20 protein-coding genes are annotated in these 19,177 nt (G+C 75.5%); 17 read left to right on the top strand and 3 right to left on the bottom strand.

Features of this window, described 5'->3' with window-relative positions; all coding sequences use genetic code 11:
• Positions 1 to 4: 4 nt before the first annotated feature.
• The 13 genes from rpsM (at position 5) to rsmI (ending at position 8,763) form a co-directional block, all read left to right on the top strand.
• Positions 5 to 394 (top strand): 30S ribosomal protein S13, encoded by a 390-nt coding sequence (gene rpsM / locus IPO09_08715; protein MBK9517419.1) that lies wholly within the window; start codon positions 5 to 7, stop codon positions 392 to 394.
• Between the two features lie 156 nt (positions 395 to 550).
• Complete coding sequence (gene rpsK, locus IPO09_08710; protein ID MBK9517418.1) at positions 551 to 934, top strand: 30S ribosomal protein S11; 384 nt, start codon at positions 551 to 553, stop codon at positions 932 to 934.
• Between the two features lie 15 nt (positions 935 to 949).
• A complete protein-coding gene (gene rpsD, locus IPO09_08705) occupies positions 950 to 1,576 on the top strand; it encodes a 30S ribosomal protein S4 (protein ID MBK9517417.1) in 627 nt (208 codons plus the stop codon).
• 132 nt (positions 1,577 to 1,708) lie between these two features.
• Positions 1,709 to 2,728, top strand: a complete 1,020-nt coding sequence (locus IPO09_08700) for a DNA-directed RNA polymerase subunit alpha (protein ID MBK9517416.1) — start codon at positions 1,709 to 1,711, stop codon at positions 2,726 to 2,728.
• A gap of 27 nt (positions 2,729 to 2,755) precedes the next feature.
• A complete protein-coding gene (rplQ, locus tag IPO09_08695) occupies positions 2,756 to 3,160 on the top strand; it encodes a 50S ribosomal protein L17 (protein ID MBK9517415.1) in 405 nt (134 codons plus the stop codon).
• A gap of 49 nt (positions 3,161 to 3,209) precedes the next feature.
• Entirely contained in the window at positions 3,210 to 3,476 is a 267-nt protein-coding gene (locus tag IPO09_08690; GenBank protein MBK9517414.1) for a 30S ribosomal protein S16, read from the top strand.
• A 5-nt stretch (positions 3,477 to 3,481) separates the two neighbouring features.
• Entirely contained in the window at positions 3,482 to 3,712 is a 231-nt protein-coding gene (locus tag IPO09_08685) for a KH domain-containing protein (protein MBK9517413.1), read from the top strand.
• Between the two features lie 2 nt (positions 3,713 to 3,714).
• Positions 3,715 to 4,227, top strand: coding sequence for a 16S rRNA processing protein RimM (gene rimM, locus IPO09_08680; protein MBK9517412.1), 513 nt, complete (start codon positions 3,715 to 3,717; stop codon positions 4,225 to 4,227).
• Positions 4,228 to 4,241: 14 nt separating this feature from the next.
• On the top strand, positions 4,242 to 4,985 hold the full coding sequence (gene trmD, locus IPO09_08675; GenBank protein MBK9517411.1) for a tRNA (guanosine(37)-N1)-methyltransferase TrmD: 744 nt from the start codon (positions 4,242 to 4,244) through the stop codon (positions 4,983 to 4,985).
• Between the two features lie 30 nt (positions 4,986 to 5,015).
• Positions 5,016 to 5,426, top strand: coding sequence for a 50S ribosomal protein L19 (gene rplS, locus IPO09_08670; GenBank protein ID MBK9517410.1), 411 nt, complete (start codon positions 5,016 to 5,018; stop codon positions 5,424 to 5,426).
• Positions 5,427 to 5,493: 67 nt separating this feature from the next.
• Positions 5,494 to 7,428 (top strand): hypothetical protein, encoded by a 1,935-nt coding sequence (locus tag IPO09_08665; protein ID MBK9517409.1) that lies wholly within the window; start codon positions 5,494 to 5,496, stop codon positions 7,426 to 7,428.
• 61 nt (positions 7,429 to 7,489) lie between these two features.
• On the top strand, positions 7,490 to 7,897 hold the full coding sequence (locus IPO09_08660; protein MBK9517408.1) for a YraN family protein: 408 nt from the start codon (positions 7,490 to 7,492) through the stop codon (positions 7,895 to 7,897).
• Complete coding sequence (rsmI, locus tag IPO09_08655; GenBank protein MBK9517407.1) at positions 7,894 to 8,763, top strand: 16S rRNA (cytidine(1402)-2'-O)-methyltransferase; 870 nt, start codon at positions 7,894 to 7,896, stop codon at positions 8,761 to 8,763. The genes IPO09_08660 and rsmI overlap by 4 nt, the downstream gene beginning before the upstream one ends.
• A gap of 30 nt (positions 8,764 to 8,793) precedes the next feature.
• Here rsmI and IPO09_08650 read toward each other — a convergent pair whose 3' ends face one another.
• The 3 genes from IPO09_08650 to IPO09_08640 form a co-directional block, all read right to left on the bottom strand.
• Positions 8,794 to 10,104 (bottom strand): hypothetical protein, encoded by a 1,311-nt coding sequence (locus tag IPO09_08650; protein MBK9517406.1) that lies wholly within the window; start codon positions 10,102 to 10,104, stop codon positions 8,794 to 8,796.
• A 95-nt stretch (positions 10,105 to 10,199) separates the two neighbouring features.
• Positions 10,200 to 11,618, bottom strand: coding sequence for a sigma-54-dependent Fis family transcriptional regulator (locus tag IPO09_08645; GenBank protein MBK9517405.1), 1,419 nt, complete (start codon positions 11,616 to 11,618; stop codon positions 10,200 to 10,202).
• An 88-nt stretch (positions 11,619 to 11,706) separates the two neighbouring features.
• Positions 11,707 to 13,944: a GAF domain-containing protein gene (locus tag IPO09_08640; protein ID MBK9517404.1), complete on the bottom strand. Its 2,238-nt coding sequence runs from the start codon at positions 13,942 to 13,944 to the stop codon at positions 11,707 to 11,709.
• Positions 13,945 to 14,035: 91 nt separating this feature from the next.
• On the opposite strand from IPO09_08640, the gene IPO09_08635 reads away from it, so the two are divergent.
• The 4 genes from IPO09_08635 to IPO09_08620 all read left to right on the top strand — a co-directional run bounded on the left by IPO09_08635 (position 14,036) and on the right by IPO09_08620 (position 19,130).
• Entirely contained in the window at positions 14,036 to 16,270 is a 2,235-nt protein-coding gene (locus IPO09_08635; GenBank protein MBK9517403.1) for a lytic transglycosylase domain-containing protein, read from the top strand.
• 39 nt (positions 16,271 to 16,309) lie between these two features.
• Positions 16,310 to 16,906, top strand: coding sequence for an HNH endonuclease (locus IPO09_08630; GenBank protein ID MBK9517402.1), 597 nt, complete (start codon positions 16,310 to 16,312; stop codon positions 16,904 to 16,906).
• 29 nt (positions 16,907 to 16,935) lie between these two features.
• Positions 16,936 to 17,949, top strand: a complete 1,014-nt coding sequence (locus IPO09_08625; GenBank protein MBK9517401.1) for a P-loop NTPase — start codon at positions 16,936 to 16,938, stop codon at positions 17,947 to 17,949.
• A gap of 938 nt (positions 17,950 to 18,887) precedes the next feature.
• Positions 18,888 to 19,130, top strand: coding sequence for a helix-turn-helix domain-containing protein (locus IPO09_08620; protein MBK9517400.1), 243 nt, complete (start codon positions 18,888 to 18,890; stop codon positions 19,128 to 19,130).
• Positions 19,131 to 19,177 lie beyond the last annotated feature (47 nt).

Raw genomic sequence — 19,177 nt, 5'->3', positions numbered from 1 at the left:
ACGAATGGCTCGCATCGCCGGCGTCGACCTTCCCCGCGAAAAGCGGATCGAGGTCAGCCTGCAGTACATCTTCGGCATCGGCCGGACCACCGCGACACAGATCTGCGAGAAGTCCAAGGTGGACGTCACCACCCGGACCAAGGATCTGACGGACGACGAGGTCCGCCGCATCCGCGAGACCATCGAGGCGCAGCTCAAGGTGGAGGGTGACCTCCGCCGCGAGATCTCGATGAACATCAAGCGGCTCATGGACCTCGGCTGCTACCGTGGTCTGCGCCACCGCAGGGGCCTGCCGGTCCGCGGGCAGCGCACCCACACCAACGCGCGCACCCGCAAGGGCCCGAAGAAGGGGCTGGTCCGCAAGGCCCCCTCCGCGGCCCCGGCGCCGAAGTAGTCCAGCACCTCATCCACCGGAGAACGACGAGTGGCCGACGAGAAGCAGACGACGGAGAAGCCCGCCAAGAAGCCTGAGGCGGCGCCCAAGGCGGAGGAGAGCAGCGCTCCCTCCGTGCCGAACCTGGGCGGCATCGAGCCCATCACCGCTTCACCCGTGACCCCGAAGAAGGGGAAGAAGCGGGTCAAGAAGAACATCGCCGCCGGCATCGTCCACATCGCGGCGTCGTTCAACAACACCATGATCACCATCACCGACCCGACCGGGAACGTCATCTCCTGGTCGAGCGCCGGCGCCCGCGGCTTCAAGGGCTCGCGCAAGTCGACGCCGTTCGCCGCCCAGGTGGCGGCGGGCGACGCGGCGGCCAAGGCCATGGAGCACGGCCTCAAGTCGGTCAGCGTGGTGGTGACCGGCCCCGGCGCAGGCCGCGAGTCGGCGCTGCGCGCCCTGGCCGCCGCCGGCCTGAAGATCTCGCTCATCCGGGACGTGACCCCGATCCCGCACAACGGTTGCCGGCCGCCCAAGCGCCGCCGCGTCTGATCAGGAGAGACCACCGTGGCTCGTTACTGCGAAAGCGTCTGCCGGCTTTGCCGCCGGGAGAACCTCAAGATGTACCTGAAGGGCGACCGCTGCTACACGGACAAGTGCGCCATCGAGCGCCGCCCTTACCCGCCGGGCCAGCACGGCCAGGGCCGGGTCAAGTTCTCCGAGTACGGCGTCCAGCTGCGTGAGAAGCAGAAGGTGAAGCGGATGTACGGCCTGCTGGAGGCCGGCTTCCGCCACGCCTACGCCAACGCGGCCGCCCGCAAGGGCAAGACCGGCGAGAACCTGCTGCAGACCCTCGAGCTCCGGCTCGACAACGTGGTCTTCCGGCTGGGCTTCGCCGACACCCGCAACGAGGCGCGCCAGCTGGTGCGCCACGGGCACTTCAAGGTGAACGGCCGCAAGGTCAACATCGCCAGCTACCAGTGCCGCGTGGGCGATCGCATCGAGCTGAAGGAGCGCTCCCGCAAGGTGGCGCGCATCGGCGAGGCCGTCGAGGCGGTGGACCGCCGCGGCGTGCCGGCCTGGCTCGACCTGGACAAGACCGCCTTCAAGGGCACGGTGCGGACCTCGCCGGCGCGCGAGGACATCACCATGCCCATCCAGGAACAGCTCATCGTCGAGCTCTACTCGAAGTAGCCGCACGCTTCCCACCTCGCCGCGGGCCCGGGACACCGGGCCCGCGCCGTCAGACGCCGCGCGCCCCATGGCGCCTCGACACCGCCAGGCTGGGCGGCGCCGGGGAGGGGGCGGCGGACCAGGAGACAGCCCATGGCGTCCGATTCCATCACCACCAAGAACTGGCGCGACCTCATCAAGCCCCGCGGGCTGACGGTCGACCAGGAGACCCTCACCAACACCTACGGCAAGTTCGTGGCGGAGCCGCTGGAGCGCGGCTTCGGCATCACCCTCGGCAACTCGCTGCGCCGCGTGCTCCTCTCGAGCCTGCAGGGCGCCGCCATCACCTCGGTCAAGACCGAGGGGGTGGAGCACGAGTTCATGACCATCCCCGAGGTGGCCGAGGACGTCACCGACATCATCCTCAACCTCAAGGAAGTCCTGCTCCAGATCCACACCAACGAGGTCAAGACCATCCGCATCGAGGCCGACGGCCCGCGGGAGATCAAGGCCGGCGACATCATCGCCGACGGCCAGGTCGAGATCCTCAACCCCGGCCACCACGTCCTCACCATCAGCGAGGGTGGGCGGGTGCGCATGGAGATGACGGCCCGCCGCGGCCGCGGCTACGTGCCGGCCGACCGCAACAAGGTCCCGGGCGCGCCCATCGGCACCATCCCCATCGACGCGCTCTTCAGCCCCATCCGCAAGGTGAACTACCAGGTCACCAACGCGCGCGTCGGGCAGCAGACCGACTACGACAAGCTGACCCTCGAGGTCTGGACCGACGGCTCGGTGGCCCCGGCCGACGCGGTGGCCTACGCCGCCAAGATCGTCAAGGAGCAGCTCTCCATCTTCATCAACTTCGACGAGACCGAGGAGCCCGTCGAGGAGGTGAAGCCGGTGGAGGAGGCCAAGCTGAACGAGAACCTCTTCCGCTCGGTCGACGAGCTGGAGCTCTCGGTCCGCAGCGCCAACTGCCTGCAGAACGCCAACATCAAGACCATCGGCGACCTGGTGCAGAAGACCGAGGCCGAGATGCTCAAGACGAAGAACTTCGGCCGGAAGTCGCTGAAGGAGATCAAGGAGATCCTGGCCGAGATGGGCCTCTCGCTCGGGATGAAGCTCGAGAGCTGGCCGCCGAAGACCCCGCCCGCGGCGCCGAAGGCGTAGCGCACCGGACAGACAAGGGAGCATGAGATGAAGCACCGGATTGCCGGCCGCCGGCTCGATCGAACCACCGAGCACCGCACGGCCATGTTCAGGAACATGGTGACCTCGCTGCTGCGGCACGAGAAGATCGTCACCACCACGCCCAAGGCCAAGGAGCTGAAGCGGATCACCGACAAGGTGATCACGCAGGCCAAGCGGGGCACGCCGCACGCCCGCCGGCTCGTCAACCGCGACATCAAGGACGTCGAGGTGCTCGTGAAGCTGTTCGGCCCGGTGGCCGAGCGCTTCAAGGGCCGCCCGGGCGGCTACACCCGCCTCATCAAGGTGGGGCGGCGCGCCGGTGACAACGCCGAGATGTCGGTGATCGAGCTGGTGGAGAAGACCCCGGCCCCCGCCGAGGGCGAGGGCAAGACCAAGAAGGCCGCTGAGTAGAGCGGCCGCACGGGGCCGCCTGCGGGTGGCCCCGAGGAGGCAGGATCACATGGCAGTCGTTCTTCGGCTCTCGCGGGCCGGCACGCACAAGGCGCCCTTCTATCACGTGGTGGCGACCGACTCGCGCAAGCCCCGCGACGGCAAGTACCTCGAGGACGTCGGGATGTACGACCCGACCCGCAAGCCGGCCCTCATCCAGCTCAAGGCGGATCGGGTGGCGCACTGGCTCAAGGCCGGGGCCCGCCCCAGCCAGACCGTGGCGGCCATCCTGAAGCGCGCCAAGATCGGCGCGCCGGCGGCTGAGCCCAAGGCCTGACGCGGATGCGCGACCTCGTCCTGTGGCTCGCGCGCGAGCTCGTCGACCAGAAGGACGCCGTCGTGGTCGAGGCCATCGAGCGTGATCGCTCCACGGTCTTCGAGCTGACGGTGGCCCCGGACGATCTCGGGCGGGTCATCGGCCGGGGCGGGCGCACCGCCAAGGCCTTCCGCACGGTGCTCGACGCGGCGGCTCGCCGCGACGGGCGCCGCGCCGTCCTCGACATCCTCGACTGAGCGTGCCCTTCGTCCGCGTCGGCACGGTCGTCCGGGCCGTCGGGCTCAAGGGCCTGCTCGGCGTGGGCGGCTCGGATGGCGGGCTGGCCCTGGTCTCCAGGGTGGTGCTGCGGCAGGGCGGGCGCGACGAGGAGCTGAAGGTGCTGGAGGCGCGGCCGCAGGGGCGCCTCTGGGTGGTGCAGGTGGAGGGCATCTCCGACCGCACCGCCGCCGAGGGCCGGGTCAGGGCCGAGGTGCTGGCCGACCGGGAGGAGCTCGGCGAGGCAGGGGAGGACCAGCACTACTGGTCCGACCTGGCCGGGCTGAGGGTGGTGACGGTGGCGGGCGCCGAGCTCGGCACCGTGACCGGGCTGCTCGAGACCGGCGGGGTGGACGTGCTGGAGGTGACGGGGCCGGCGGGCGAGGTGCTCATCCCCCTGGCGCCGTACGTGACGGTGGAGCTGGAGGCCGGCCGCGTCGTGGTGGACCCCCCCGAGGGGCTGCTGCCGGGGCCGGGAGGAGACGAGGCGAAGTAGAGGCGAGGCGCGCCGTGGCGAAGCTGGAGGTCGAGATCCTGACGCTGTTCCCGCGGATGTGCGCGGGCTACCTGGGCGAGAGCATCCTGGGGAAGGCGCAGGAGAGCGGGCTCCTCGAGGTGCGGGTGTCGGACATCCGGGAGCACGCCGAGGGGCGGCACCGGGTGTGCGATGACGCCCCCTACGGCGGCGGCGCCGGGATGGTGATGAAGGTGGAGCCGCTCACGGGGGCCATCGAGGCCGCCCGCGGGCGCCTCCCGGGCGCCAGGGTGGTGCTGCTGAGCCCGCGGGGCCGGCCGCTCGACCAGGGCCTGGCGAGGGAGCTGGCGGCCCACGGGCGGCTGGTGCTGGTGTGTGGGCGATACGAGGGCGTCGACGAGCGGGTCCGGCAGGAGGTGGACCTGGAGGTCTCGGTCGGGGACTTCGTGCTGACGGGCGGCGAGCTGGCCGCCCTGTGCCTGGTGGATGCGGCGGCGAGGATGGTGCCAGGGGTGCTCGGGAACGAGGCCTCCGCCGGCGCCGAGAGCTTTGCGGGCGTGGACGGGGTGCTGGAGCACCCCCACTACACCCGGCCCCCGGACTTCCGGGGGAGGAAGGTGCCGGAGGTGCTCCTCTCGGGAGACCACCGGCGGATCGAGCGGTGGCGGCGGCGCGAGGCGCTGCGCGTCACCCGGGAACGGCGGCCGGACCTCCTGGAGAGGGCCGGGCTGACGGGGGCGGATCAGCGCCTCCTCGACGCCGGCGACGACGAGTTGTAAGAAGGGCAGTTCCAAGGAGAAGGACAGGCCATGCTGCGCAACGCGATTGCCGAGATCGAGGCGAAGTACCAGCGGAAGGATGTCCCGGACCTCCGGGCCGGGGACTCCGTCCGCGTCCACAGCAAGATCAAGGAGGGTGACAAGGAGCGCATCCAGATCTTCGAGGGCGTGGTCATCGCCCGCCGCCGCGGCGGCGTGCGCGCCAACTTCACGGTGCGCAAGGTGAGCTACGGCGTCGGGGTGGAGCGCATCTTCCCGACCCACAGCCCGCGCATCGACAAGATCGAGGTGACCGGCCACGGCGAGGTCCGCCGCTCCCGGCTCTTCTACCTGCGCGATCTGCAGGGCAAGGCCGCCCGCCTGACGCAGGACGGCGGCCCCGGGACGCACGGCGGCAAGCCGGCCGCCCAGGCCGAGCCGACCGAGCCCCCGCAGGCCTGACGCGGGCGCAGCGCCGCGGGCACACCGGCCTTCCCGGCGGTGCGCCGCGGCGCTCCCCTCACGCGCCGTGCTGCTGCTCGAGTTCGCGGCCCAGGGAGTACGCGGCGTGGCGCCTTCGGGCGGCCGCGCCGCGCTGCGTCCCGGCTACAACGTGCTGTCGGCCGACGGCGCCGCGCTGCGGCGCCTGCTGGAGGCGCTGCTCTTCCCCGAGGCGCGCGACGCGGAGCAGGTGCCGCGGGCCGCCGGCGGCGCCGGGGCAGGCCCGCTGCGCGCCGGCCTGACCCTGGTGGGCGCCGACCGGGTCACCTACCGGCTGGTGCGCGACTTCGCCGCCGGCTGCCAGCTCCACCGCTTCGACGCCGAGCGCCGCGCCTTCGCGCCGGTGTCGCAGGACCTGGCCGAGATCGCCGCCTTCCTGCGGGACCCGGTGGGGGTGCCGACACGCGCCCGGATGACCGCCCTGCTGACCTTCGCCGCCGCGGAGCTGCCCTCGCGGTCGGGGGGCGGCGGGCTCGCCGTCGCCGGCGCCGCGTCGGCGGGCGCGGCGGCCCGCCCCGCCGCCACGGTGGCGCAGGCCACCCGGCGAGTGTCCGAGCTCTCGGCCGAGCTGGTGCGGGCCGAGGCCGCCGAGAAGCTGCAGTACCAGATGGACGGGCTGCAGACGCGGCTCTTCAAGCTGGAGGAGGCGCTCCGCAGCGGGCAGCGGCTCCAGGAGGGGCTGGCCACCGCCGAGGCCGCGCTGGCGGCCCTGCAGCCGGTGGCCGAGGTGGCGGCGGCGCTGGGGGACCCGGCCGGCAAGCTGGGGGCCTTCGCGCGGGCCTCGGCGCGGCGCGACGAGGCGCTGGCCCGGGTGGCGGCCGAGCGCGAGGCGCTGGAGGGGGCCGAGGCCCGCGGCGCGCCGCTCGCGCCCTGGAGCGACGGCAGGTTCTGGGCCGGCGCCGCCAGCGGTGCGCTGGCCCTGGCGCTGGGCGCGGCCGGGGCGGCCAGCGGGTCGGAGCTGCGCACCGTGGCGCTGCTGGCGCTGCCGGCCTTCGGCTGGGCCGGCTGGGTGGCCCACCGCTGGATCGGCGGGCTCGACGAGTGGGAGCGGCAGGGGCGGCGCCGCAAGGTGGTGGACGACTGGGAGCGCAAGGTGGGAGAGCAGTTCGGCCGCGACGCCACCGACGTGGCCGGCGCCCTCGGCGCGCTGGGCGTGACCAAGCCCGCCGAGCTGGCCGAGCAGCTGGAGCGGCTGGCCGAGGCCGAGGTGGCCGTGGCCGGCTGGCGCGGCAAGCTGGTCGAGTGGGGGCGGGATCCCGAGACCGCCGGCGCCCTGGCCGCCAAGGGGCAGGTCGAGGAGGAGCTCAAGGGCGTGGAGTCACGCCTGGCCGGCGAGGCCGGCGGCTTCGTGCGCGACGCCCGCACGGTCGAGGCAGAGCTGGAGCGCGCCCGCGCCGAGCTGGCCCAGGCCCAGGCCCGGCCGGCCACCCCGCCCGCGCCCTCCAGCGGGGCGGAGGACGGCGCGCCGGCCGGCGGCGTGGACGCCGTCGAGGGCAGCGGGGCGCCGCTGCTGGCCCACCTGGGGGCGCCCGGCGGCGAGCCGCTGCGCGCCCTGCTGGAGCGGGCCGCCGCCGAGCTGGGCGGCAGCCCCGCCGCGGTGGCGCGGACGGTGGCCCAGCGCGCCTCGCAGGCCATCAGCGGGCTGACGCTCAACCGGCTCACCGGGGTCACCGCCGACGACCGCGGCAACGTGCAGGTGGTGAGCGGGGGCCGGCCGGCACCGGCCCTGACCCTGCCGCCCGCCGACCGCGACCTGGTCTACGTGGCGCTCAAGCTGGCCCTGCTGGAGCAGGCGGTGGCCTCCGGCAAGACCGCGGCGGTGCTGGAGGACGCCTTCGCCGGCCTCTCCGACGCCGCGCGCCGCACCATCGGCCGCCTGCTCAAGCAGGCGGCCAAGGCCGGGCAGATCCTGCACGCCACCTCCGACCCGGCCTTCCGAGAGGCCGCGGACCACCAGGCGTGAGCGCCCCGCCCCGGCTGGCGCCCGGCGCCCGATCCACGCGCGCCGGCTGGCGGGGCGCCCCGTGAGCGCGCCCACCCCGCCGCCGGGCGAGGCCCCGGACACCCGGGCCCGCGGCCAGGCTGCCGAGGCGCTGGTCGAGGCCCACCTGACCGGCCTGGGCTGGCAGGTGCTGGCCCGCAACCACGCCACCCGGCGCGGCGAGGTGGACCTGGTCTGCCAGGAGGGCGAGGTCATCTGCTTCGTGGAGGTGCGCAGCCGGTCCAGCCTGGCGCAGGGCTCTCCGCTGGAGACCATCACCCCGGTGAAGGCCCGCCGCGTGGTGGCGGCCGCCACCGACTGGGCCTGGCGCCACGGCAAGCTGGACGCCGCGCTGCGCTTCGACGTGGTGGGCGTGGTCCCCGGGCCGGACGGCCCGGCCATCGAGCTGGTCCGGGGCGCCTTCGACGCCCACGGCCAGCCGACGCCGTGAGCGGGGCGCCGGTGGCCGAGCGAGCGCCTGGGCGCGGGACCCTCTACGTGGTGGCCACGCCCATCGGTCACCTCGGCGACCTGACGCCACGCGCTGCCGAGGTGCTGCGCACGGTGGACGCGGTGGCGGCCGAGGACACCCGCCGCACCGCCCAGCTCTACGCGCACCTGGGCGCCGCGGCGCCGCCGCTCCTCTCGCTGCCGGCCTTCGACGAGCGCGGCCGGCTCGAGGTGGTGGTGTCGCGCCTGGCGGCCGGGCAGGTGGTGGCGCTCTGCACCGACGCCGGCACCCCGGGGATCTCCGACCCCGGGGCGGCGCTGGTGGCGGCCGCCTGGGAGGTGGGGGCGCGGGTGGTGCCGGTGCCCGGTGCCTCGGCGGTCCTGGCGGCGCTGTCGGCCTCCGGCCTGCCGGCCGACCGCTTCTTCTTCGCCGGGTTCCTGCCGCGCAAGGGGGGCGGGCGGGCCGAGCAGCTGGCCTTCCTGGCCGGGCTGCCGTGCACCCTGGTGCTCTACGAGGCCGGCAACCGGACCGCCGACACGCTGCGGGACCTGGTGGTGGCGCTGGGCGACCGGGTGGCGCTGGTGGCGCGCGAGCTCACCAAGCTGCACGAGGAGCTGGCGCGGGGCCGGCTCTCCGAGCTGGCGGCCCGCTTCGACGGCCAGGTGCGGGGCGAGGTGACCGTGGTGGTGGCCGGGGGCGGGGCGGCGGCCCCGCCGGCGCCGCTCCCGCCGCTGGACGACGAGCTGCGCCGCCGGCTGGCGGCCGGCGAGCCGCCCAGCGGGGTGGCGCGCGAGGTGGCCCGGGCGCGCGGCCTGAAGCGGGCCGACGTCTACGACGCGCTGGAGCGGCTCAAGCGGGGCGGCTGAGGCGCCCGGAGGCGGTGGCGCCGCGGGCCGTCAGAACTGCAGCACGCCGGCCACCTGCAGGTCGAAGACGGTGGCCTCGGTCAGGCGGAAGCGGCGCGCCGGGGCGTCGTAGCGCCAGTCGAAGTTGGGGTTCTCGGCCTGGCCGGCCAGCGACTCGCCGGTGAGCAGGTGCGGAGTGACGTAGCCCATCGAGGCCGCGCCCTGGATCATGACGTGCTCGGAGGCCCGGAAGAGCAGCCCCAGGCGCGCGCTCACGGTGAGGTAGTCCTCGGTGGCGTGCAGCTTGCCGGTGGCGTCGGTCAGCTCGTTGTACCAGCGGGCCGAGGAGGTGTAGTCGCCGGTGACGCGCAGGTCGAAGGCGATCTTCTGCCCCGCGGCGGCGTCCTCGTAGGGCACCAGCTCGGCCCCGAAGGTGAGGCCGGCCAGGTAGGGCAGGCGGGCGCCCCAGCGCGACGGGTCGGCGGCGCACAGGGCCGCCGCGTCGCTCGCCATCTGCGGCCCGGTGGCCGAGGCGCCGGGCGCCGCCAGCTGGGCCGCGTGCTCGCAGTTGGAGTAGGTGCCGGAGGAGCGGCGCAGCGCGGTCACGTGGGCCCGCAGGTAGGGGTCGAGCGCGCCCATGCGGCGCGACAGGGTGGTGTGCAGGTCGTAGCGCCACACCTTCTGGCCCACGGGGCCGACCTCGCTGGGGACCACGTAGGGCAGCAGCCAGCTCTGGGTGCGCCCCTCGATGGGATCGAACCGCCTGGCGGTGGGGAAGGTGACGTCCAGCCCCACCACCCAGGCCGGCTTGGTGTCGTCGCGGCGGTCGGAGAAGATGCCCCAGGCCAGCCCCACCACCAGGTCGCCGGTGGCGCCGCCGTGGTAGACGGTGGTGCCGGCGTCCACCGGGAAGAGCGGGCGGGTGCAGCCCGCCCCGGCGCAGGGCGCGCCGTCCGGATCGAGGACGTTGCCGGCGATGGTGTCCACCACGTCCACGCCCACGCCCGGGGCGGCGCGCCAGCTCACCTCGTGGCCCAGGACGTAGGGCAGCTCGGCGTGCAGGCCCAGGTCCTGCCACAGGCCCACCGCCAGGCGCGTCACCAGGGTGTTGGTGATCTCGGCGTAGCGCAGCTGCGGCAGCTCGGTGACCGTGCCGAAGGGCTCACCGGGCGAGGCCGCGGCGGCGTACTCGCGCTTGATGGCGGACCGCTTCTGGGAGCGCTCCCAGCGCACCGAGAGGTCGAGGTCGAAGGCGTTGTCCGGCTCGCCGCTCGACGGCACGCGGGTCAGCTCGGCCGCGCCAGCCGGCGGCGCCAGGGTGAGCAGGGTGCAGGCGGTGACGAGAGCGATCAGCCGGCCCATGGCGCTCCTCCGGTGGGGTCGAGGGACGCTAGCAGCGGGTCCGGGGGTGGTCAAGGCGACGGCCGCGGCGCGCCCGCACCGCCGGTGCAGGCAGCTCACTCGTCGCCGGCGCCGTTCTCGGCGTCGCGCAGCCCCAGCTCCTTCATCTTCACCTGGAGCGACTTGCGGCTGATCTGGAGCCGCTTGGCGGCGCGGGTGACGTTGCCGCCGGTCTCCTCGAGCGCCCGGGCGATGAGCTCGCGCTCCAGCTCGGCCTGGGCCTGGCGGACGATCTCCTTCATGGAGGCGCCGCTGGGGGCGGCGATGGCGCCCAGCGGGCCGACCGCGGCGATGGGAACCGGGGCGGCCGCCCCCCGCTCCCGCAGGGCGTCGGGCAGCGCCGCGGCCTCGATGAGCGGCCCGTCGGCGAAGAGCACCGAGCGCTCCATCAGGTTCTCCAGCTCGCGGATGTTGCCGGGCCAGGCGTAGCCCTGCAGCAGCTGGAGCGCCTCGTCCTCGATGCCCTCGACCTTCTTGCCGAGCCGCCGGTCGTACTTCTCGATGAAGTGGCGCACCAGCAGCGGGACGTCCTCGCGCCGGTCGCGCAGCGGCGGCAGGGCGATGGGCACCACCGCCAGCCGGTAGTACAGGTCCTCGCGGAAGCGTCCCTCGGCGATGAGCGCCTTGAGATCCCGGTTGGTGGCGGCGATGAGCCGGACGTCCACCTTGAGGGTCTTGATGCCGCCCACCCGCTCGAACTCGGACTCCTGCAGGGCCCGCAGCAGCTTGACCTGGATCTCGACCGGGATCTCGCCGATCTCGTCGAGGAAGAGGGTGCCGCCGTCGGCCAGCTCGAAGCGACCCGGCTTGGAGCCGACCGCCCCGGTGAAGGCGCCGCGCTCGTAGCCGAAGAGCTCCGACTCCACCAGGTCCTTGGGGATGGCGGCGCAGTTGACCTTGATGAGCGGCTTGTCGCGCCGGCTGGAGCCGCGGTGCAGCGCCTTGGCGATGAGCTCCTTGCCGGTGCCGCTCTCGCCGGTGATGAGCACGGTGGAGGGCGAGTCGGCCACCCGCGCCACCATGTCGTAGATGGTCTTCATGGCCGGCGAGGAGCCCACCAGCGGCGGGCGGTCGGCCTCGCTGCCGCCCTCGTGCACGTTCTGCCGCTCCAGGTCGTGGGCCCGGGCGGCCTTGGCGATCACCTTGCGGAGCTCGTCCTGCTCGAAGGGCTTGGTGACGTAGTCGAAGGCGCCGGCCTTGAGGGCGGCCACCGCGCTGTCCACCGAGCCGTGGGCCGTGATGAGGATGACCGGCACGTCGGGGTAGTCGGCGCCGACCCGCTTGAGCAGCTCCATGCCGCCCACCTTGGGCATGACCAGGTCGGTGACCACCACGTGCACCGGGGTCTTCTGCAGGACGGCCAGCGCCTGCTCGCCGTCGGCGGCGGTGGTGACCTCGTACCCGTCGCGCTTCAGCATGGCCGCGAGCACGCGGCGGATGTTCATCTCGTCGTCGACGATGAGGACGTGCGCCACGGGCCGAGTGGTAACACGGATCGGGGGGCCGCGGCAGCGGGGAGGGGGGCGGCGGCTCGGCGGACGGGAGGGGCTCCTGCGCGACCCCTCAGCCCCGGCGCCGCCGCTTCTTGAGGCGGACCTCGGCCCGGGCGCGCCGCCGCTCGCGGGCCTTCTGCCGCTCCGGGTCGTCGCGCCGGGGCTCGGCCTCGGGCCGGTCCTCGCGCAGCCCGGGCAGCGAGATGACGAACTCGGCGCCGCCGCCGGCCGGGGCCTGCACCGCGATGGCCCCGTGGTGCGCCGTCACGATGCGCTGGCAGATGGCCAGCCCGAGCCCGGTGCCCTTCTCCTTGGTGGTGTAGAAGGGCACGAAGATGCGCTCCCGCGCCTCCTCGGGGATGCCGGCCCCGCTGTCGCGGAAGCGGACCTCCACCAGGTCGGGGCGGCGGGCCCCCTCGCGCCAGTAGGCCAGGTCGTCGCGGGTCACGCTGGTGGAGACCTCCAGCCGCCCGCCCGCCGGCATGGCCTGGAAGGCGTTCTGCGCCAGGTTGATGAAGACCTGCTTGAGCTGCTCGGCGTCGCAGGCCACCCGCGGCAGCTCCGGCGCCAGGGCCACGGTGAGGTCGATGCCCTCCGGGACGGCCGGCGCCAGCAGGCGGAAGGTGCGGGTCAGGACCTCGTTCAGGTCGGCGGGGGCCAGCGCCGGCTTGAGCGGGCGCGAGTAGTCGAGGAACTGGGTGACCACGCCGTTGAGCCGGTTGACCTCGTCCACCACGATCTCGAGGAACTCGCGGTCCCCCTCCGGCAGGGTGCGCGGATCCAGGTACTGGATGGCCCCCTTGATGGCGGCCAGCGGGTTGCGGATCTCGTGGGCCAGGCCGGCCGACATCTCGCCGATGGCCGCCAGCCGGTCGCGCTCCTTCATCTGCTGGAACAGCTTGGAGTTCTCGATGACCCGGGCGCACTGCTCCGCCACCTCCAGCATGGCGGCGATCTCGTCGGAGGCGAAGGCCTCGGGGACCCGCTCGTCCCAGCAGGCCAGGAAGCCGACGGCCCGCTCCCCGGCCGCCAGCGGCATGCAGATGCCGGCCTTCATGGAGGCCATGACGGCGCGGGCGTCGGAGAGCCGGCTCAGCTCGGCGGCCACCGCGGCGGTGGCGGGCCGGCCGCTGCGGGGCTCGGCCTCGGCCGGGCCGGCCGGCAGCAGGCGGCGCAGCTCGCCCATGCGCCGGTCCAGGTTCTCCAGCAGCACCGCCTTCTGCCCGCTGGCGGTGGCCGCCAGCAGCGCCCGCGCCGCGGCCGGCTCGAGGAACTTGACCGGCGCGGGGCCGCGGAAGTCCTGGGCGCGGTAGCCGGGCCGGTCCTCCGCCAGCATCCAGAGCGACGCGTGGGTGACCCGCCGGGTCTCGACCAGGCCGTCGAGCACCACCAGCCCCAGCTCGGCCGGGTCGATGACCGTGCCGCAGCGGTCGCGCACCGCCTCCAGGCGCCGCACCAGCTCGTAGCGCTCGTGGAAGAGGGTCACCACCACCCACTCCTCGACCCGGGCGCGCAGCGGCTCGAAGAGCGAGAGGATGACGAAGGAGGCCACCACGGTGTTGAAGTAGAAGAGCTCGCGCCGGTCGCCCACCCAGGAGACCAGGCCGCCGTAGACCACCACCAGCACCAGGCTGAGGGCGGTCACCACCACGATCTTCCCGAGGAACTCGTGCAGGTCGAGCAGCCGGTGGCGCTGCAGCGTCTGCGACAGGAAGAACATGAAGATGGTGAGGGTGATGGAGCCCAGCCCCTCGACCGGCCAGGGCAGGCCGAAGCGCGGCGCCATGTCGAGCAGCGACAGCGCCATGGCCACCACCGCGCCCACGAACAGGTAGCGCAGGCGGGCCCGCTCGACGCGGGTGGCGGCGGCGCGCATCCGGTTCCACAGCACCGAGAGCACCACCGTCAGGCCGAAGAGCACGTAGGCGGCCACCAGCAGCTTGGCCGGACGGGCGTGCACCAGCGGCGAGAGCGCCACCACCAGGCCGCCCAGCGAGCCGGCCAGCATGGCGTTGCGGGCTCGCCGGGCCGGGCGGCGGGCCACCCCGAGGAACTCCAGGAAGAAGGCCAGGCCGGCCGAGGGCACCAGCGCCCCGGACCCCACGGCCAGGCGCTCCCACCAGGTGGGGTCGCCGCCCACCTCGGGCCAGCGCTGCAGGCAGATGGCCAGCGAGAAGAGGAAGAGGTCGAGGCTGAAGAGGGCGAAGAGGGTGAAGACGCGCGAGCGGTTGTCGCGCAGCAGCGCGGCCACGGCCAGCGCCAGCGTCACGATGGCGGCGAGCAGCGCGGCCTGGGTGCGGATGTCCACGGCGATCCATCCTAGCCCGCTTTGCCCGGGGCGCCGCCGCCGCCGGCCGGCGACTTGACCGGCTGGCGGGCCGGGCGCACCCTCGGCCACGATGACATCGCTCCTCCTGGCGCTGGCCGCGGCGGCCGCGTCGGCGCTGCTCGGCGAGGCCGACCTCGCCCCGGCCCTGACCGGGCCACCCGCCACCGCCGCCGCGCTGCTGGAAGACGGCCGCCCCACCGACGCGCTGGCCGCGCTGGGGCGCGCCACCCGGCCAGAGGCGCGGCTGGTGCGCGGCCTCTCCTGCGAGGCGGCCGGCCGCTTCGATGAGGCCCTGGCGGCGCTGGACCGCCTGGAGATCGCGCTCCCGGCCCTGGCCGACCGGGTGCTGGCGGCGCGCGGCCGCGCCCTGGCCGGGCTGGGCCGCCACCGCGAGGCGGCGCAGGCCTTCGCCGGGGTGGGGCCGGGCTCGCTGCACCGGCAGGGGGCGGTGCTGGGGAGGGCCCGCGCCCTGGCGGCGGCGGGCGACCCGCGGTCCGGGCTGGCGGCCCTGGCCCCGCTCCTGGAGGCCGGCCAGGGTGGGGTCCGGCCTGCCGCGGCGCTGCTGCTGGCGGGGCGCCTGCTGGCGGCGTCGCCCCCGCCGGATCCCGCCGGGGCCCGCGCCGCGCTGCTGGAGTGCTGGGCCGGCCGCCCCGCCGAGCCCGAGGCCCCGGCCTGCCTGGCGGCCCTGCGCGAGCTGCCAGGGGCGGCCGGCGAGGCGCCGCCCCCGGCCGAGGTGCTGCGCCGGGCCGAGGGGCTGCTGGAGCGGAACCAGACCGCCGAGGTGCTGGCCCTGCTCGGGCCGGTGGTCAAGCTGGCTCCGCCGGCGGCCGCCGCCGAGCCGGAGGCCTGCCGCGCCCGCGCCGCCCTGGGCCGGGCGCTGCGGCGCGACCGCCAGAACGGCCGGGCCGCCGAGCTGCTGCGCCCGGTGGCCGACCGCTGCACAGACCCGGCCGTGCGCAGCCGCGCGCTCTACGTGCTGGCCACCGCGGTCTCGGCCGGCGGCGCCCGGGAGGAGGCCATCGCGCTCTACCGTCGCTTCGCCCGCGAGCAGGCCGACAGCCCGCTGGCCGACGACGCCCTCTTCGCCGCGGCCGACCTGGCGGCCCGGGCCGGCCGCGCCGCCGAGGCCGGGGAGGCCCTGGCCGCGCTGGTCCGCGACCACCCGGCGGGCGATCGGCGCGACGAGGCCCGCTTCCGCCTGGCCTGGCTGGCCTGGCGAGGTGGCGACGCGGCGCAGGCGGTGGCGGGCCTCCTGGCCATCGAGGAGGAGGCGCGGGAGGTGGACCCCTACGAGCACGCCCGCGCCGCCTACTGGCGCGCCCGCCTGCTCTCCGCCGGCGGCGAGGCGGAGCGGGCGGCGGCCCGGGCGGTCTGGGCCGGCCTGGTGGAGGCCGCCCCCGCCGACTACTACGCGCTGCTGTCCAGGGCCCGGCTGGCGGGCGAGGACGGCCTGCTGCTCCCGGGGGCGGCCCCGCCGGCGCCCGCGGCGGCGCCGCTCGATCCCGGCCCGCTGGCCGAGGACCCCCACCTGGCGGCCGGCCTGGCGCTCCTCAGGGCCGGGTTCCGGCGGGTGGCCGCCGAGGAGCTGCGCGCCGTGGAGCGCTCGCGGCTGGCCGCCGGCGGGCCGCTCGGGCCGGTCCTCTGCCTGGCGGCGCTGCTGGAGCGGGCCGGCGACCACCAGGCGGCGCACCAGCTGCTGCGCGGCGCGGCCCGGGCGGCGCTGCGGCAGCCGCCGGAGGGCCCGCTGCGGCAGCTCTGGGAGGTGGCCTACCCGCCGGCCCACCGCGAGCTGGTGCGCCGCCACGCCCCGCCGGCCGGGGTGCCGCCCGAGCTCCTGCAGGCGCTCATGCGGGAGGAGAGCGCGCTGGATCCGGCGGCGGTCTCCCCGGCCGGCGCCGTGGGGCTGACCCAGCTCATGCTGCCCACCGCGAGGCGGGTGGCGCGCCGGCTGGCGCTGCCGGCGCCCGACCGGGCCGGGCTGATGGAGCCGGCCACCTCCATCCACATCGGCGCCGCCTACCTGGGCGAGCTGCTGGGCCGCTTCCACGGCTCGGCGCCGCTGGCCCTGGCGGCCTACAACGCCGGCGAGAACGCCGTGGAGCGATGGCGCGCCGCCGCGCCCGGCCTGCCCCTCGACGAGTTCGTCGAGGAGATCCCCTACGACGAGACGCGCGGCTACGTGAAGCGGGTGCTCCGCTCCTACGCCAGCTACCGGCTGCTCTCGGGCGGCGCCCAGGCTGCCCAGGTGGTGGCGCCGGAGCGCCCCGGCCGGGCCGGTCGAGCGGCGGCGCGGCCGGGCGGGTGAGGGCGGCGGCGACCGGACGGCGTTAGGATGTGAGACGCCATGCTCGACGGCGGCGTCCTGGTCCTCAACCGGCTCTACCGGCCGGTGCACGTCACCTCGGTGCGCCGCGCCCTGGTGCTCCTCTACCAGGGCGGCGCCCGGGCCCTCGACGCCGAGTTCCGGCTCTTCGACTTCCCCAGCTGGGCGGCGCTCGGCGCCGGCGCGGGGCAGGACGCGGTGGCCACGGTGGGCGGCCGGCTGCGGGTGCCGCGGGTCATCGTGCTGCTGGCCTACCAGCACCTGCCGCGGGCCAGGGTGCGCTTCTCCCGCTTCAACGTCTACGCCCGCGACGACGACACCTGCCAGTACTGCGCCCGCCGCTTCCCGCGCAGCGACCTGAACCTCGACCACGTGGTGCCGCGCTCGCGCGGCGGGGACACCAGCTGGGAGAACGTGGTCTGCTCCTGCGTGGCCTGCAACCTCCGGAAGGGCGGGCGCACGCCGGAGGAGGCCGGGCTGCGGCTGCTCCGGGCCCCGGCGCGGCCACGCTGGACGCCGCTGCTGCGCAGCGCGGCGCGCCGGGTGCTGCACGCCGAGTGGCGCCCGTTCCTCACGCTGGCCGACGCCGCCTACTGGAACGTCGAGCTTTTGGACTGAGCCGCGCCGGCGGCGTAGGATCCGACGAGATGGGCGACGCACCGATCCTGAAGCTGGTCCACGTGCTCGAGGAGGCGGCCAAGCCGGCCGCGCCCCGGGCCGCGCCGCGCCCCAAGAAGCCGGCCCCGCGCGCCGGCCGCATCCTCTCGGTGGGCGGCGGCAAGGGCGGCATCGGCAAGAGCCTGGTGGCCGCCAACCTGGGCATCGCCCTGGCGCGGCGCGGCAAGCGGGTGGTGCTGGTGGACGCCGACCTGGGCGGCGCCAACCTGCACACCACCCTGGGCCTGGAGCTGCCCAGGCGGACCCTCTCCGACTTCATCGAGCGGCGCGTCGAGCGCATCGAGGACGTGCTGACGCCCACCGGCGTGCCCAACCTGACGCTGGTCTCCGGGGCGCTCGACCACCTCGACGCCGCCACCCCCAAGCACGCCCAGAAGATGCGGCTGCTGCGCCACGTCCAGGCCATGGACACCGACTACGCCATCCTGGACCTGGGCGCCGGCACCCACACCAACACCCTCGACTTCTTCCTGGTGTCGGACCACGGCGTGCTGGTGCTGGTGCCGGAGCCCACCGCGGTGGAGAACGCCTACCGCTTCGTCAAGGCGGCCTTCTGGCGCCGCATGCGCAGCGTGGCCCAGGTCTTCGGCTACGAGGCGCTGCTCCGCCAGGTGATGGAGGGCGCCAGCTTCAAGAGCCCGGTGGAGCTGGTGGCCACCGTGGCGGAGCGCGACCCGGAGGCGGGCATGAACCTGGCGCGCCAGCTGGCCGCCTTCCGCCCCCGCCTGGTGGTGAACCAGGCGCGCACGCCGCAGGACGCCGAGATCGGGCTGGCGGTGGTGGCGGCCTGGCGCAAGTACTTCGGCCTGGAGATGGACTACCTGGGCGCCATCACCTACGACGAGGAGATGTGGCGGGCCGTCCGGCTGCGCCAGCCGCTGCTGGTGGCGCGCCCCGAGGTCCCGGCCGGCCGCGCCTTCGACGGCATCGCCGAGCGGCTGCTGGTGATGGACGCGGCGGAGCGGGCAGCGGAGCAGCCGTGAAGCGCCTCTCGGACCAGACCCTCTACGAGATCCTGGAGGTCTCGGTGGACGCCCCTCCCGAGGAGATCGAGCGGGCCTGGTCGCGGGCGGTGGCCCTCTACGCGCCGGGCTCGCTGGCCACCTACACGCTGGTGTCGCCGGACGAGGCCCAGCTCCTCAACAACCGGATCGAGGAGGCCAAGCTGGTGCTGCTGGACGCGGACGCCCGCGGCCGCTACGACGAGCGGATCGGCGTGCGGCCCCGCCACCAGCCGCCCCTCGCGCCGCCGGCGGGGATCGCCACGCCCTGGCCCCCGGCCCAGGCGGTGGCGCCGGCCGAGGCCGCGCCGGCGGCGACCACCCCCGGCGTCCCGGTGGCGCTCGAGCCCGCCGCGGCGCCCACCACCTCGCCGCCGGCGCCCGCCGACGAGCCCACCAGCCAGCTGACGCTGCCCACGGTGGAGGCCAGCCCGGCCTGGCCACCCCTGGCGGTCACCTCTCCGGCGGCCGCCGCCGCCGCGGCCGCCGCCGCGGCAGCCGAGGCAGCCGCCGCGCCGCCACCCGAGCCGGGGGCTCCGGGCGCCGACCTGGCCGAGGCGCCCGTCCTGCCGGGCCTGGGGGCCACCTTCCCCGAGTCCCTGCCCGGGGCCACGCTGGAGCCCGCCCTCGACCCGGGCGCGCCGCCGGCCGCCGCGCCGGCCCAGCCTGACCCGGCGTCGCTGGCCGACCACGGGCCGCCCCCCATCCGGCTCGACGCACCCGTCGCCACGCCCGCACCCGTCGCCACGCCCGCGCCGGAGGCCGCCGCCTTCCCCGCGCCCCCCTCGCCCGGCACCGCGGCGCTGACCAGCTCGCCGGTGGGCGCCGGCCCGGCCGCGCCGGCGCCCATCCCGCTCCGCCACGAGCTGTCGGCCCCCCGGCAGCTGCTGGTGCCGGAGGGCGCGGCCTGGACCGGGGAGATGCTGCGCCAGGTCCGCGAGGCGCGCGGCCTCACCCTGCCGCAGCTCTCGGAGCGGACCAAGGTGACGCGCCACCACCTCGAGAACATCGAGGCCGAGAAGTTCGCGGCGCTGCCGGCGGGGGTCTACCTGCGCGGCATCCTCCTGAGCCTGGCCCGCGAGCTGCGCCTCGACGGGCAGCGGGTGGCGCGCTCCTACCTCGATCGGCTGGCGGCCGCGCAGGCCGCCGCGCCCAAGCGGTGAGCGGGCGGGCCCGGCGGATCGCCGCGCCCATCGGCCGTGGAGACGCT

This window comes from Anaeromyxobacter sp. (assembly GCA_016718565.1).
GTDB lineage: Bacteria > Myxococcota > Myxococcia > Myxococcales > Anaeromyxobacteraceae > JADKCZ01.
The sequence above is the reverse complement of the archived record's forward strand: the minus strand, read 5'-3'. Positions and strand labels throughout refer to the sequence as shown.